Raw genomic sequence first — 14394 nt, forward strand, 5'->3', positions numbered from 1 at the left:
CCCGCTTGGTTGGGTTTTTGATGGCTGCCTGGCGTTTGACCCCTCTAACCGAGATTTCTTCACCCTAACGGCATCGCATTTAGTAAATAACTTTCAAAACTGAGTATAAGTTTTCACAGCGATAGCAACTTGATCTCGATCATTTGTTATCAAATCAACCGCAATAAACTTTACGCTTAACCCCCACAGTTACTGGGTTTAATATTTTTGTAGCACAGAATATATGTGTCTAAAATTTTCATCATAGTAACATATGGTTTACACAATAAGACACGTCTACACGTCGATACTGTATGTAAATTTCAACAAAACGCCCGAAGACGGTTGTTTATGTCCACGACACCGACCCTCAGTATAGTTTGCCGTGCGAAACTTGCATGGCGACAACTTGTTTGCATTGGCCATCTTCAGTTGGTTCAAAACGTGCAACCATTGCATGCAGAAAATACATGGCTGAGCGGTTGGTTTTTAAGCTGAGGTCGCTATACTGGCCCCACCTTTTAACCCGAGAGAAACTGGACTTCCTCACAGCATCACGAGATTCGCCATGGCCGTTTTTGACACCATGATTTTTGTACAGTTTTTTGTCGGGCTTTTTGCCGCCGTGAACCCTATCGGTATCATGCCCGTTTTTGTGACCCTTACCGTGCATCTTGATAAGCAAGAGCGAAACCGCACTGCGTATACCGCAGCCATCGCGGTGGCGATTATCTTGATTGTGTCCTTGCTTGCCGGTCAGATGTTGCTCGACTTGTTCAGTATTTCTTTAGACTCTTTCCGTGTCGCCGGTGGCATGCTACTGCTCAGTATCGCTTTTACGATGATGAACGGTAAGTTAGGAGAAGGTAAACAAAACAAGCAGGAGCAGTCAGAAACCATCAGTCGTGAGCAAGTGGGCGTGGTGCCGCTTGCCATGCCGTTGCTTGCGGGCCCCGGCGCGATCAGTTCGACCATTGTTTACGGCTCCCAATACCCTGATACATGGAGTACGGTCACGCTTATTTCAACCCTGGTGATCTTCGCCGCTGGCATTTGGGGGTTATTTAAAGTGGGACCTGCGGTGGTAAAATTCTTGGGACAAACCGGTATTAACGTGATCACTCGAATCATGGGTCTGATTCTCGGCTCTCTCGGGATCGAGTTTATTGCCTCTGGCATGCGGGCTTTGTTTCCAGGTTTAGCCACTTAAGGACTCATCGCTGACTTGATTCTGTTTTTAACGAGATCAACCAGCGGATATCGACCAACAACTCCCACAAAAACGGAGCCTTATTTGGCTCCGTTTTCATTAAATTGCTATTATCCTCGGCCGGATGGCGCTTTATCTGCTTACTTACGACGCCAGGTGGTGCCTTGCGGGCCGTCTTCCAGCACAATGCCCATCGCGGTAAGCGCATCACGCGCGGCATCAGCGGTGGCAAAGTCTTTGGCTTTGCGGGCATCGTTCCGTTTTTGAATGAGCGCCTCGATTTCAGCCACTTCATTACCAGCCCCTACATCACCTTGCAAGAAGCTATCGGCATCTTGCTCGAGCAAACCAAGAATCGAGGCTAACTTGCGCATTTGCGCACCCAGTGCGGATGCCGCTGCCAAATCATCGCCACGTAAACGGTTAATCTCACGGGCCATATCGAATAGCACCGAATAGGCTTCTGGGGTGTTGAAGTCATCGTTCATCACCGCTTCAAAGCGTGCCACGTATTCATCGCCACCAGCAGGTACGGCCTGAGTATCTAAACCGCGAAGCGAGGTGTACAGACGCTCAAGTGCTGAACGGGCTTGATTGAGGTTCTCATCGCTGTAGTTCAACTGGCTGCGATAATGACCTGAAAGCAAGAAATAACGCACGGTCTCTGCATCGTAGTGCACCAGCACGTCACGGATGGTAAAGAAGTTTCCAAGTGACTTAGACATCTTCTCACGATCGACCATCACCATGCCGCTATGCATCCAGGTGTTAACATATGGGGTGTCATGGGCGCAGCAAGATTGGGCAATTTCGTTCTCGTGGTGCGGGAACTGCAAATCAGAGCCACCACCATGAATATCAAAATGTTCGCCCAAGATCGCAGAGTTCATTGCCGAGCACTCAATGTGCCAACCTGGACGGCCCGGGCCCCAAGGGGATTCCCACGTCGGCTCGCCGGGTTTCGACATTTTCCACACCACAAAATCCAGCGGGCTGCGTTTCGCAGTTTCAATATCCACACGGGCACCAGCTTGGAGCTGATCCAAGTCTTGTTTAGACAACTTACCGTATTCATCAAACTTAGCGACTTCAAACATCACATCGCCATTATCCGCGACATAGGCGAAGCCACGCTCAATCAACTTTTCTACCAGAGCGATGATTTCGTCGATGTAGTCGGTCGCGCGTGGCTCGATATCCGGACGCGCCATGTTTAAGGCGTCAAAATCTTGATACATTTCACCAATCAAACGTTCTGTTAAGGCATCACAGCTCTCGCCATTTTCCGCTGCACGCTTGATGATCTTGTCATCGATATCCGTGATGTTGCGGACAAAGGTTAAATCAAAGCCCAGATAACGCAGGTAACGAGAAATCATGTCAAACGAAACAAAGGTACGCCCGTGACCAATATGACAGAGATCGTAAATTGTCACCCCACACACATACATGCCGATTTTTCCCGGCGTGATGGGTTGAAAGACAGCTTTATCTCGTGTCAGTGAGTTGTAGATCTTTAACGGGGGGGTTTGCGTCGACATAATTATTTGATGACTCGTTACAATAGTGACAATGAGTAAGGTGAAGCGGCTATTACACCTTTTCTACTGGCTTGACGCAAGCCTCTCACGCCCGCGATGCTCAGCTATATATCCAGACTGGGTTCACAACTTATTATTGAAACCGCCCTTATCGCTTGAGCTTGTCGATAAACTTGATTTATTTTTCAATAAAGAATCTTTATCGATAAGTATTTATTGGGCAAACTGGCCCTCTGACTGATTGGCACTGACCGATCTTATTGAGACTAACCGATGTGGCAGAATCATGACTGATAACGCAACCCCTTCCTCTCCTCAAGAAGACAAAGTTGACCTCATTTTGCGTCAATGGCACGACGAGCGCCCGGATATCGATCCCAGCCCGATGGCGATCACCGGCCGTCTCGCGCGAGTTTTGGGCAATATCAATCCCAAACTGCAGCAGGTATTTGGCCAATATAACCTCAACCCTGGCGAGTTCGATGTGTTGGCCTCCCTGCGACGTGCAGGCTCGCCCTATACGTTAACCCCCAACCAGCTGCTCGATGCCCTAATGCTTACTTCGGGCGCAATGACTAACCGTATTGATCGTCTCGAACAAAAAGGCTTGGTATCTCGGAGCCCGGATCCTAACGACCGCCGCGGCGTTTATGTGTCACTGACAGAGGCGGGCATGGATTTAATTGATGATGCAGTGACCGAGCATACCAACAATTTACACCAGCTCTTGGCAGGTCTTACCGCCGACGAGCAAGCTGAGCTCGCGGTGTTGCTTAAAAAACTGCTCGCGCATGTAGAGCCTGCGTCGTAATCACTTCGGCGTCATTTAGAGGTCAGTGAAGGGGACAGGAATGATGATTAATTCCACATCCAGGGCGATCATGCTTGATCACCCGGCTCGTTAGGCTAAAATCTGTGATCCTTTTTAGCCAAGCCAATGACAGGATTACATCATGGTAACTCTTCATACCACGTTCGGTGATATCAAACTCCGCATGTATGCAGACGAAGCACCGGCCACGGTCGAGAACTTTTTACAATATTGCCGTGACGGCTTTTATAACGGAACCCTGTTCCACCGTGTTATCGACGGCTTTATGGTCCAAGGCGGTGGCATGGCCTCTGGCATGGAAGAAAAGTCGACGCGTGCACCGATCAAAAACGAAGCGGATAACGGTTTAAGTAACCTTACCGGTCGTTTATCCATGGCGCGTACCATGGAGCCGCATTCAGCCAGTTCACAATTCTTTATTAACGTGAATGACAACTTATTCCTGGATCACAAAGCCAAGACGCCAGACGGTTGGGGCTACTGTGTGTTTGCCGAAGTCGTCGACGGCATGGACGTGGTCAATAAGATCAAAGGCGTTGCGACCGGCAATTGGGGTTATGTACACCAAGACGTCCCTGTTGAAGAAGTATTAATCAATAGCGTGACTATCGAAGACTAAGCCGCACTCGTCAACAAGGGTAGCTAAAGCTACCCTTTCTTTTTGAGTGAGCCGCTCGTTTTGCCAATAAAAAGCCAATACATGCCACATACCCTCTTTATTGCTGATTTACACCTCAGCCCTACTCGGCAAGATATCACTGATTGCTTTTTGCGATTTATGGCCGAGGAAGCGGTCCACGCTGATGCACTCTATGTGCTGGGAGATTTGTTTGAGGCTTGGATTGGCGATGATGATCACAGCCCCTTTCATCAGCAAATCAAAACCGCCTTTGCGACCCTGACACAGCAAGGCGTACCTGTGTACTTTATTCATGGCAATCGTGATTTTTTAATCGGAAAGCGTTTCGCCCGTGAAACAGGCATCACCTTGTTGGATGAGCACACATGCATTGATTTATATGGTACGCCGACCTTGATTCTCCATGGCGATACCCTATGTTTGGCGGATGCCGACTACCAAGCATTTCGTCGCAAAGTCCACCAGCGCTGGCTACAACACGTGTTTTTATGTTTACCCTTAGCGTTGCGTCGTCGTATTGCGGCCAAAATGCGCGCGGGCAGTGCCAGTGCCAATCAGCAAAAGTCATCCACCATCATGGATGTGACGCCACAAGAAGTGCAGCGCCAGTTAGATAACGCAGGAGTGATTAACATGATTCACGGCCATACCCATCGCCCCCATGTCCATCAATGGTGTGATCAAGGACACGATTACCAGCGCATCGTGTTAGGCGATTGGTACCAACACGGGTCGGTATTAGTGTGTGGCCCGCAAGGCTGTGACTTACAAACTCGCGACTTTATCCATCACTAAGCCTTTCAGCCTATCGTTAAGAGATCTTTATGCAGACTGATTTATGCCCTTGTTGTAGTAACAAACCCTACGCCGAATGCTGCGCGCCCGTTCATCAACATCCGGCCAACGCTGCCCACCCTGAGCAATTGATGCGTGCTCGCTACAGCGCACATCCGAAAGGCTTGGTGGACTTTATTGTCGCGACCTATCACCGCGAATGCGGCGCCGAGGCATTTCGGGATGATATTGCCATGATGACCGACCATCAGTGGCAATCACTTGAGGTGCTCGATAGCGAGGTATTAAACCACGGTGAGCTTGGATTTGTGACCTTCAAAGCCCACTTTATTGCCGACGGTGAGCCTCAGTGTTTGCATGAGCGGTCTCGGTTTGTCCAAGAAACAATCAATGGACAGCCTCAATGGCGATATATCGATGGTGTTTTCCCCGGCCATATCAAAGCCGGCCGTAATGACCCTTGCCCGTGTGGCAGCGGGCGTAAGTTTAAAAAGTGTTGCAGCTAGCCCCCTAGCCTCGCCATTCTAAATAACTTATGGTTAAAAAATCATCAAGTTTGGTGCTTCGTGGTCGATACTAATAGTAAGACCAAAGGAGGACCCATCATGAACTGGCTTGGCAATTTGAGTCCTGTGTATCGCACGCCGCATGCACCGCCCACGAAAGTATGGGCGATCCGCAAATCGGAACACATTGATGCGCGTAAAGAGCGGCGGCTAGACGATCTCAATGATCACGCTCAGCAACCGCACCAAGAGCACGAGGAAAAAACACCTAAAAAAGACGGTGAACTCGATATTTATGTCTAGCCTCGGTGTCGACGCTCTCGCTGTTCATGGCGATGGCGACGCTTACGGCGATAGCGACGCTTACTTAGCATGAAGACACGTGAAAAAAACGCGCTTTGACTGGTTGCAATCCAAACGGATTTTGATATGGTCATAAACAGTTAAGCTTTTTGGTATAGAGCTTATTTTTATCACAGAGCGTACTTTCGTTAGATAATGGACGACCAACAATGATTTCAGCACTAATGACCATGCATCACCACCATCATCCTGACTAGTCTTTCGGGAGGAATGGTTTCGACTGGAAGACGAGTAAAAAGCGCTTCCGTCGGTCATTAGCAAGCTAACAGATTCAGACCCTCGGGAGCATCGTCTTCCGAGGGTTTTTTCTTTTTTAGCTTTTCATTTTTAGACAAGGAAGCACACATGCAAACACAACGCTTACGTATCGCCATCCAAAAAAAGGGCCGCCTCGCCAAAGAATGCCAAGAGCTGCTTAAACGCTGCGGGGTAAAAATCAATTACACCGGTGAACGTTTAGTGGTCCACGCCGAAAACATGCCCATCGATCTGCTACTGGTTCGTGATGATGATATCCCTGGCCTTATCATGGACGGCGTGGTTGACTTAGGTGTGATTGGTGAGAACGAATTAGAAGAGGTTCGCCTTGAGCGCATCAAGTTGGGTGAGCCGAGCCAGTATCAGCTGCTTCGTCGCCTCGACTTTGGTGGCTGTCGTCTTTCCATTGCGCTGGATAAAGACCAAAATTACAACGGCCCACAAGATCTCGCTGAGCAACGGATTGCGACCACCTATCCCAATATTCTTAAAGCCTACATGGATAAACAAGGTGTGAATTTCAGCACCTGTATGCTCAATGGCTCCGTGGAAGTGGCGCCACGTGCGGGGCTCGCCGATGCGATTTGTGATTTGGTCTCAACGGGCGCCACCTTAGAGACCAACGGCTTGAAAGAAGCCGAAGTCATTTTTCGCTCCAAGGCAGTGTTAATTCAGCGTGAAGGCAGCTGCAGCGAAGAGAAAACCGCATTAATTGAACGCTTGCTCACTCGCATGCAAGGCGTGATTCAAGCCAAAGAGTCGAAATACATCATGCTTCACGCGCCGAGCGAGGCGCTAGAAAAAATTGTTGAGCTACTTCCCGGTGCCGAAGACCCGACCATTTTGCCGCTCGCACACGAAAAAAGCCGTGTGGCGGTGCACCTTGTCAGTACCGAAAATCTGTTCTGGGAAACCATGGAAAAGCTCAAACAATTGGGCGCAAGCTCAATCTTGGTCCTGCCGATTGAAAAGATGATGGAGTAAGTCACCATGCGAACAGTAGTCTGGAAATCACTCGGAGAGTCACAAAAAGAGGGCTTGATGCGCCGCCCTGCGATCACAACCGGTGCCCAAACCCAAGCGAGCGTCGCGGAGATTATCGCCGATGTCCGAGAGCGCGGAGATGAAAGTTTAAAGGCGCTGACAAAAAAATTTGATGGTGTCGACCTCGATAGCATCAAACTCGACAAAGCAATCTTGGCCGATGCCGAAGCGCGATTGGGGGAAGATATCAAACTTGCCCTACGTCAAGCCTACGACAACATCAGCACCTTTCACCGCGCACAAAAAGCCCAGCCGTTGAAAGTCGAAACCATGCCAGGGGTGGTATGTGAATCCATCACTCGCCCAATTAACCGCGTCGGGCTGTATATTCCTGGCGGTAGCGCGCCCTTGCCGTCTACAGTGTTGATGCTGGGCGTGCCGGCGCAAATTGCTGGCTGCCGCAAAGTGGTGCTGTGTACCCCACCGCCAGTGGCCGATGAAATCTTATACTGTGCCAAACTGTGTGAGATTGATGAAATTTATACCCTGGGTGGCGCACAAGCGGTGGCGGCGATGGCCTTTGGCACCCAAAGTGTGACCAAGGTGGATAAGATTTTTGGTCCGGGCAATGCCTATGTCACCGAAGCCAAACGTCAGGTGAGCCTTGCTGCCAATGGCGCAGCGATGGACATGCCTGCCGGCCCCTCTGAAGTCTTGGTGATTGCTGATGCCGGCGCGGATCCCGACTTTGTTGCCGCGGATTTACTCAGCCAAGCGGAGCACGGCCCCGATTCGCAAGTAGTGCTAGTGACCCCAGCCCCAGAGATGGCAGAAAAAGTCGCCGATGCGGTGCAGCAGCAATTAACCACGCTCAGTCGTGCAGAAATTGCCAAGCAAGCGCTGGGCAGCAGTGTGATTATTATTGCCGATACTCTCACCCAATGCGTGTCGATTTCTAACCGCTACGGACCAGAGCACTTGATTGTGCAGACTCAGCAGCCTCGAGATTTGTTGCCGCTGTTGGATAACGCTGGCTCGATTTTCTTGGGCGCCTATTCGCCCGAATCCGTGGGTGATTACGCCTCAGGCACCAACCATGTGTTGCCGACTTACGGTTATACCCGTACCTACAGCAGTTTAGGATTGGCCGACTTCAATAAGCGGATGACAGTGCAACAGGTCAGCGAAAGCGGCTTACAAGCACTGGGCCCGACCGTGATGCGAATCGCAGAAGCCGAGGGCTTGGATGCGCATCGCCAAGCGGTCGATATTCGTCTAAATAAGCTACAACAAGCCCAAGCCTCAGAGGACCCGTTAGTATGAGCATCGATAAACTCGCCCGTGAGCAAGTACAAGCGCTCACGCCCTATCAGTCAGCCCGCCGTATCGGTGGCAGCGGGGATGTGTGGCTCAATGCCAATGAATCCCCCTTTGACAATGCTTATACCCTGAGCGGCCAAGGACTCAATCGCTACTCCAGCTGTCAGCCGGCATCATTGATTAATGCCTATGCCAACTATGCGGGGGTAGACAAGGGCCAAGTGATTACCACTCGTGGCGCCGATGAAGGGATTGATTTATTGCTGCGCGCGTTTTGCGAGCCAAACCAAGATAGCGTACTGATTTGCCCACCCACCTATGGCATGTATGCGGTCAGTGCCGAAAACCAAGGGATCGCGACCACCCAAGTGCCGCTCACCGCCGACTGGCAGCTGGACATGGCAGGAATTGATTCCGCTTTGGAGGCAGATGCCAACATCAAGCTTATCTTCGTATGTAGTCCTAATAATCCGACCGGTAATTTAATTAACCGCGACGACATAGAAGCGCTACTCACCCGCACTCAAGATCGCGCGATTGTGGTGTTGGATGAAGCCTATATCGAATTTAGTCCAGAAGCGACCTGCACCGATTTACTCGCGCGCTTTGAGAATCTGGCCATTTTGCGCACGCTATCAAAAGCGTTCGCTCTGGCAGGACTGCGTTGCGGCTTTACCCTCGCCAATCCCGCTATTATTAACTTGATGCTCAAGGTGATCCCGCCGTATCCGGTGCCGGTGCCCGTGGCAGATATTGCCGAGCAAGCGCTCTCCGAAGCGGGCTTGGCGCGGATGAAGTATCAGGTTTTGGACTTAACCGCCAACCGTGCCTATTTGCAAGCCGGCCTCAGTATGCTGCCCGGCATCAAGGTGCATCCAGGCTTTGGTAACTACCTGCTGATAAGCCTGGACGACACCGATGCGGTGTTCAAGCACTTGGGTAATGCGGGGATTATTGTGCGCCGTACCGCGATCGAGAACAGCTTACGCATCAGTATTGGCAACCGTGACGAATGTGAAAAAGTGTTGGCTTTTATCCGCCAGCAGCTCAGTGAATAAGGACAACCACTGTGAAAGACAAGATTTTATTTATTGACCGTGATGGCACCTTGATTGTGGAGCCGCCTGAAGACTACCAAGTGGATCGTCTGGATAAATTGGCCTTTGAGCCGGACGTGATCCCCGCACTACTTAGCCTGCAAGCGGCGGGCTACACCTTGGTGATGGTGAGCAATCAAGATGGTTTAGGGACCGATAGCTTCCCGCAAGCGGACTTTGATGCACCACACAACATGATGATGGCGCTATTTCGCTCACAAGGGATCCATTTTGAAGACGTGCTGATTTGTCCGCACTTTGATAGTGACGACTGTAGCTGCCGCAAGCCTAAATTAGGCTTGGTAAAAGATTATCTGCAGCAAGGCCGAATTGATTTTGCCCAATCGGCGGTGATTGGCGATCGCGACACCGATATCACCTTAGCCAACAATATGGCGCTACAAGGGATCWAGTACCAACGCGACGTGATGGGCTGGCCACAGATTGTCGAGCGTCTGACCTTGCAGCCGCGCATCGCATCGGTGACTCGCACCACCAAAGAAACCGACATTCAAGTGGATGTTAACCTGGATAAAAGTGGTGGCAGCCGCATTGAAACCGGACTGGGCTTTTTTGACCACATGTTGGATCAAATCGCCACCCACGGCGGTTTTCAGCTCAACGTTGGCGTCAAAGGTGATTTGCACATCGACGACCACCATACCATTGAAGACACCGCCCTCGCCTTGGGCGACGCGCTTAAACGGGCGCTGGGTGATAAACGCGGTATTGACCGTTTTGGGTTTAGCCTGCCGATGGATGAATGCTTGGCGCAATGTGCGTTGGATTTATCCGGACGTCCGTTTCTTAAATTTGAGGCCAGCTTCCCGCAGCCACAAGTGGGCGATATGTCGACCGAAATGGTCGGGCATTTTTTCCGCTCATTGACCGATACTTTGGCCTGTACCCTTCACCTGACCGTCGATGGCGAAAACACCCATCACTTGGTAGAAAGCTTATTTAAAGCCTTTGGCCGCACCTTGCGTCAAGCGATCAAGGTCGAGGGCGATGCGCTGCCAAGCAGTAAAGGAGTCTTATAATGCGCAAACACACCGTCATTATCGATACCGGCTGCGCCAATGTCTCCTCGGTACGCTTTGCTGTCGAACGCCTGGGCTATCAAGCCACATTGAGCCGCGATCCCGACGTAGTGCTGGGGGCAGACAAGCTTTTTTTGCCCGGCGTCGGCACAGCCAGCGAAGCGATGAAAAACCTCACCGAGCGCGGCTTAGTGGATTTAGTTAAACAGGTTGAGCAACCGCTACTGGGTATTTGTCTTGGCATGCAAATGCTAGGCACGCGCTCCGATGAAGGCGATAGCCCGGTTGAGTGCCTTGGCCACATCCCCGCGCCGACCAAGCTAATGGATACCGATGGCCAGCCTTTACCTCATATGGGTTGGAATCGGGTCGCCACCGTCAATGACCATCCCTTATTCGACGGCATTCCCGCTGGCAGCTACTTCTATTTTGTCCACAGTTACGCGATGCCGGTCGGTGATTACACCTTGGCACAATGTCATTATGGTCATGCGTTCAGCGCAGCAATCAATCAAGGTAACTACTTCGGGGTTCAGTTTCACCCTGAGCGCTCGGGCAAAGTAGGCGCGCGTTTGATTCAGAATTTTTTGGAGATGTAAGCAAGGATGATTATACCAGCACTCGATTTGATAGATGGCCAAGTGGTGCGCCTTTATCAAGGGGATTATCAGCAAAAAACCGACTACGGTTTTGACCCGCGTGAGCAGTTTGCACGTTACCATCAAGCAGGCGCGGATTGGTTGCACCTCGTGGATTTAACCGGTGCCAAAGATCCGACCGCGCGTCAGGTCGATTTGATCACCGAGATTTTGCAATCAACGCCCGCCAATATCCAAATCGGCGGCGGCGTGCGCACCGAAATGGACGTGATTGAGCTGCTAAACACCGGCGCGCAGCGCGTAGTGATCGGCTCCACCGCGGTCAAATCCCCCGATTTGGTCAAAGGCTGGATGCAAACCTACGGCCCTGACCGGATTGTATTGGCACTCGACATTCACATTGACAGTGACGGGACGCGACGCGTGGCGGTGTCCGGCTGGCAACAAGACTCCGGCGTCACCATTGAAGCGCTACTCGACGATTATTTGTCCGTCGGGCTAGAGCATGTGCTGTGCACCGATATCTCCCGCGATGGCACCTTGCAAGGCAGCAATGTGGCGCTTTACCGCGACTTGTGTCAGCGCTATCCGAGCATTGCGTTTCAATCATCAGGCGGCATTGGCAGTCTCGAAGACATTCGCGCCTTGCGCAATACCGGCGTCGCAGGCGTGATCGTCGGCCGCGCCCTACTGGAAGGCAACTTTAGCGCAGAGGAGGCGATCGCATGCTGGCAAAACGGATAATTCCTTGTTTGGACGTCCGCGACGGACAAGTGGTCAAAGGCGTGCAATTTCGTAATCACGAAATCATCGGCGATATCGTCCCGCTCGCCAAACGCTACGCCGAAGAAGGCGCTGATGAGCTGGTGTTTTATGACATCACCGCCTCCAGTGACAGCCGGGTGGTCGATAAAAGCTGGGTTAGTCGCGTCGCGGAAGTAATTGATATCCCCTTTTGCGTCGCCGGTGGGATTAAATCCGAAGCCGATGCCCAGCAAATCCTGGAATTTGGCGCGGATAAGATATCGATTAACTCACCGGCATTGGCCGATCCGAGCTTAATCACGCGACTGGCCAATAAGTTTGGCGTGCAGTGCGTGGTGGTCGGAATTGATTCCTTCTTCGATGAAGCGACCGGGCACTATCAGGTCTATCAATTTACCGGCGATGAAAGCCGTACTCAGGCCACACCTTGGCAAACCGCCGCGTGGGTTGAGGAAGTCCAACAGCGGGGCGCAGGCGAAATCGTACTTAATATGATGAACCGCGATGGCGTGCGCCAAGGCTATGACTTAACCCAACTAAAAATGGTGAGAGAGCGCTGTCAGGTGCCCCTGATTGCCTCCGGCGGTGCCGGTGAAATCGCGCATTTCGCCGACGCCTTTTTACAAGCAAATGTCGATGGCGCGCTGGCCGCTTCGGTGTTTCACAAGCAAATCATCGCGATAAGCGAATTAAAACAAACATTAAAACAACAAGGGATCGAGGTAAGAGTATGACGGCAGCGTGGGTAGAACGTATCGATTGGGAGAAAAACGCCGGCTTGGTGCCTGCGATTATCCAACACAGCGATAGCGGCCAAGTGTTAATGCTGGGCTACATGAATGCCGATGCACTGAACACGACGCTCGAAACCGGTCGCGTCACCTTTTGGTCGCGCAGCAAGTCGCGTCTTTGGGTAAAAGGCGAAAGCTCCGGTCATGTGTTGAGCCTGGAACACATTGCACTCGATTGCGATCAAGATACCTTATTGGTCACGGCGACGCCACACGGGCCCACCTGTCACCTCGGCACGACCACCTGCTTTGACAGTGACAACAAACCGCCACACACGGGTCCCGGCTTTTTGTCGAGCCTAGAGCAAGTGCTTGCCAGCCGCAAAGACGCCGCGCCTGATGACTCTTACACCGCGAGCTTATTTGCCAAAGGCACCAAGCGTATCGCGCAAAAAGTGGGGGAAGAAGGCGTCGAAGTCGCCCTCGCTGCCACGGCAGGCGATAAGGCCGAGCTATTAAACGAAAGTGCCGACTTGCTTTATCACCTATTGGTATTACTGCAAGACCAAGAGCTTAGCCTCCATCAAGTGACCGAAGTCCTCGCCTCTCGCCATCAAGGCTAACAGCGAAGCGCGTTAACCTATACATGCTCCCTCCAAAGCGCCGTCCACATGCGGCGCTTTTTGCGACTGACATATCAATAAAGTACTAGCATCCGCCGTCTATCGCTTTTAACCCATAAAAACAAAACGCCACTCTGATACTATCGCTCCTTAAGTATTCAATATAAAGGCACAATTCGAGAAGCCTTAAAACATCAATGCCTCCATGAGAAAACAGCTTATTACAGAGAAATACCGCTCACTAAGGCTGGCTGTACTGAAACAAACGCAAAGCGAGTTTGAGCAGCTTCAACCTGATTTAATTGACTGTATCTCGTTAACTGAAATCAATGAATTAGCGCTTGTTGCTCAAAACCAGTGGCATCCCTCACCGGTTCGTCAGATTGGCTGGGATTGGCGACAAATACTGCAACAGTACCGCAGAGATCATATGGCTAGATTAGAGCTGGCGATATGGCACCACCAGGATCTTAGTGGCCTAATGATCGGGAAAGCGAGTGAGGGCAGACTAGTTGTAAAAATCAACTATATTCAAGGAGGAGACGCAGTAAACCCCTTGAAAGGTTATATTCTTCCCATCGCCTCGCGATGTGCCGAACTGTTCGCTGCTGCTATCAATGCCGGATGGATTGGAATCCAAGATCCAATAGAGAATGAAGACTTACTCCATTACTATCACCTATTAGGTTTCAATCAACGCGATCCATTCGATCCAAGAAACAATGCATTGTTCAAGCGTATCAGCTGAGCACTCAGCAGCTTTGCAACCCCATTTCATTCGGTTATAATTACATCAATATGGAGGTACGTATGACACAATTAGCGACAAAAAAAACAGATGACTTCGATTTGGAAAAAGCGCTTAAACGTATGCAATATCATGCGGATAAAACTCGCTTATCATTCGATAAAGCACTGAAAGTCAAATCACCAAAGACACTGGCTGGCCGCCTTGCTGGTCCAGCGAAAGCATAATTGTTATCGCTTTCTGCCTACGCGCTCACTTAACACCACGTATTATAAATTTTAATCGCTGACCACCCATTATCACCAGAACACCGTAGCAGATCGCCAAATCCTGCTCAGATCAGTTAAACTGCCTGTATTCCCG

At 50.9% G+C, this 14394-nt stretch carries 17 protein-coding genes and 1 other annotated feature; of the genes, 16 read left to right on the top strand and 1 reads right to left on the bottom strand.

Annotated elements, in window-relative coordinates; all coding sequences use genetic code 11:
- Positions 1–547: 547 nt before the first annotated feature.
- Positions 548–1189, top strand: a complete 642-nt coding sequence (locus tag BZG81_RS02910) for a YchE family NAAT transporter (protein WP_021022354.1) — start codon at positions 548–550, stop codon at positions 1187–1189.
- A 140-nt stretch (positions 1190–1329) separates the two neighbouring features.
- Here the strand turns inward: BZG81_RS02910 and cysS are convergent, their stop codons facing one another.
- A complete protein-coding gene (gene cysS, locus BZG81_RS02915; RefSeq protein ID WP_077676701.1) occupies positions 1330–2730 on the bottom strand; it encodes a cysteine--tRNA ligase in 1401 nt (466 codons plus the stop codon).
- A gap of 286 nt (positions 2731–3016) precedes the next feature.
- On the opposite strand from cysS, the gene BZG81_RS02920 reads away from it, so the two are divergent.
- The 15 genes from BZG81_RS02920 (at position 3017) to BZG81_RS15565 (ending at position 14258) form a co-directional block, all read left to right on the top strand.
- Entirely contained in the window at positions 3017–3541 is a 525-nt protein-coding gene (locus BZG81_RS02920) for a MarR family transcriptional regulator (protein WP_077676702.1), read from the top strand.
- 142 nt (positions 3542–3683) lie between these two features.
- Positions 3684–4181: a peptidylprolyl isomerase gene (locus tag BZG81_RS02925; protein ID WP_021022351.1), complete on the top strand. Its 498-nt coding sequence runs from the start codon at positions 3684–3686 to the stop codon at positions 4179–4181.
- An 81-nt stretch (positions 4182–4262) separates the two neighbouring features.
- Entirely contained in the window at positions 4263–4997 is a 735-nt protein-coding gene (lpxH, locus tag BZG81_RS02930) for a UDP-2,3-diacylglucosamine diphosphatase (RefSeq protein WP_077676703.1), read from the top strand.
- A 29-nt stretch (positions 4998–5026) separates the two neighbouring features.
- Positions 5027–5503, top strand: a complete 477-nt coding sequence (locus BZG81_RS02935; protein ID WP_077676704.1) for a YchJ family metal-binding protein — start codon at positions 5027–5029, stop codon at positions 5501–5503.
- A 99-nt stretch (positions 5504–5602) separates the two neighbouring features.
- Positions 5603–5806: a hypothetical protein gene (locus tag BZG81_RS02940; RefSeq protein ID WP_021022348.1), complete on the top strand. Its 204-nt coding sequence runs from the start codon at positions 5603–5605 to the stop codon at positions 5804–5806.
- Between the two features lie 232 nt (positions 5807–6038).
- Positions 6039–6177, top strand: a sequence feature (His leader region).
- Between the two features lie 34 nt (positions 6178–6211).
- Entirely contained in the window at positions 6212–7108 is an 897-nt protein-coding gene (hisG, locus tag BZG81_RS02945) for an ATP phosphoribosyltransferase (RefSeq protein ID WP_077676705.1), read from the top strand.
- 6 nt (positions 7109–7114) lie between these two features.
- Positions 7115–8431 carry a histidinol dehydrogenase gene (hisD, locus tag BZG81_RS02950; protein WP_077460409.1) on the top strand — a complete coding sequence of 439 codons (1317 nt, stop codon included), beginning with the start codon at positions 7115–7117 and terminating at the stop codon, positions 8429–8431.
- A gap of 2 nt (positions 8432–8433) precedes the next feature.
- Positions 8434–9486 (top strand): histidinol-phosphate transaminase, encoded by a 1053-nt coding sequence (gene hisC, locus BZG81_RS02955; RefSeq protein WP_108743464.1) that lies wholly within the window; start codon positions 8434–8436, stop codon positions 9484–9486.
- An 11-nt stretch (positions 9487–9497) separates the two neighbouring features.
- Positions 9498–10565, top strand: a complete 1068-nt coding sequence (hisB, locus tag BZG81_RS02960) for a bifunctional histidinol-phosphatase/imidazoleglycerol-phosphate dehydratase HisB (protein ID WP_077676707.1) — start codon at positions 9498–9500, stop codon at positions 10563–10565.
- Positions 10565–11164: an imidazole glycerol phosphate synthase subunit HisH gene (gene hisH / locus BZG81_RS02965; RefSeq protein ID WP_077460406.1), complete on the top strand. Its 600-nt coding sequence runs from the start codon at positions 10565–10567 to the stop codon at positions 11162–11164. The genes hisB and hisH overlap by 1 nt, the downstream gene beginning before the upstream one ends.
- Positions 11165–11170: 6 nt before the next feature.
- The gene (gene hisA, locus BZG81_RS02970) at positions 11171–11908 is read left to right on the top strand and encodes a 1-(5-phosphoribosyl)-5-[(5-phosphoribosylamino)methylideneamino]imidazole-4-carboxamide isomerase (protein ID WP_077661572.1); all 738 of its coding nucleotides are present in this window, start codon (positions 11171–11173) and stop codon (positions 11906–11908) included.
- A complete protein-coding gene (hisF, locus tag BZG81_RS02975; protein ID WP_077669611.1) occupies positions 11890–12663 on the top strand; it encodes an imidazole glycerol phosphate synthase subunit HisF in 774 nt (257 codons plus the stop codon). Before hisA ends, hisF begins: the two co-directional genes overlap by 19 nt.
- On the top strand, positions 12660–13283 hold the full coding sequence (hisIE, locus tag BZG81_RS02980) for a bifunctional phosphoribosyl-AMP cyclohydrolase/phosphoribosyl-ATP diphosphatase HisIE (protein WP_077676708.1): 624 nt from the start codon (positions 12660–12662) through the stop codon (positions 13281–13283). The genes hisF and hisIE overlap by 4 nt, the downstream gene beginning before the upstream one ends.
- Positions 13284–13488: 205 nt before the next feature.
- On the top strand, positions 13489–14031 hold the full coding sequence (locus BZG81_RS02985; protein WP_021022339.1) for a hypothetical protein: 543 nt from the start codon (positions 13489–13491) through the stop codon (positions 14029–14031).
- A gap of 62 nt (positions 14032–14093) precedes the next feature.
- Positions 14094–14258 (top strand): hypothetical protein, encoded by a 165-nt coding sequence (locus BZG81_RS15565; RefSeq protein WP_021022338.1) that lies wholly within the window; start codon positions 14094–14096, stop codon positions 14256–14258.
- The last annotated feature ends 136 nt before the right edge of the window (positions 14259–14394 follow it).

This window comes from Salinivibrio sp. MA607 (assembly GCF_001996245.1).
Taxonomy (GTDB): Bacteria; Pseudomonadota; Gammaproteobacteria; order Enterobacterales; family Vibrionaceae; genus Salinivibrio; species Salinivibrio costicola.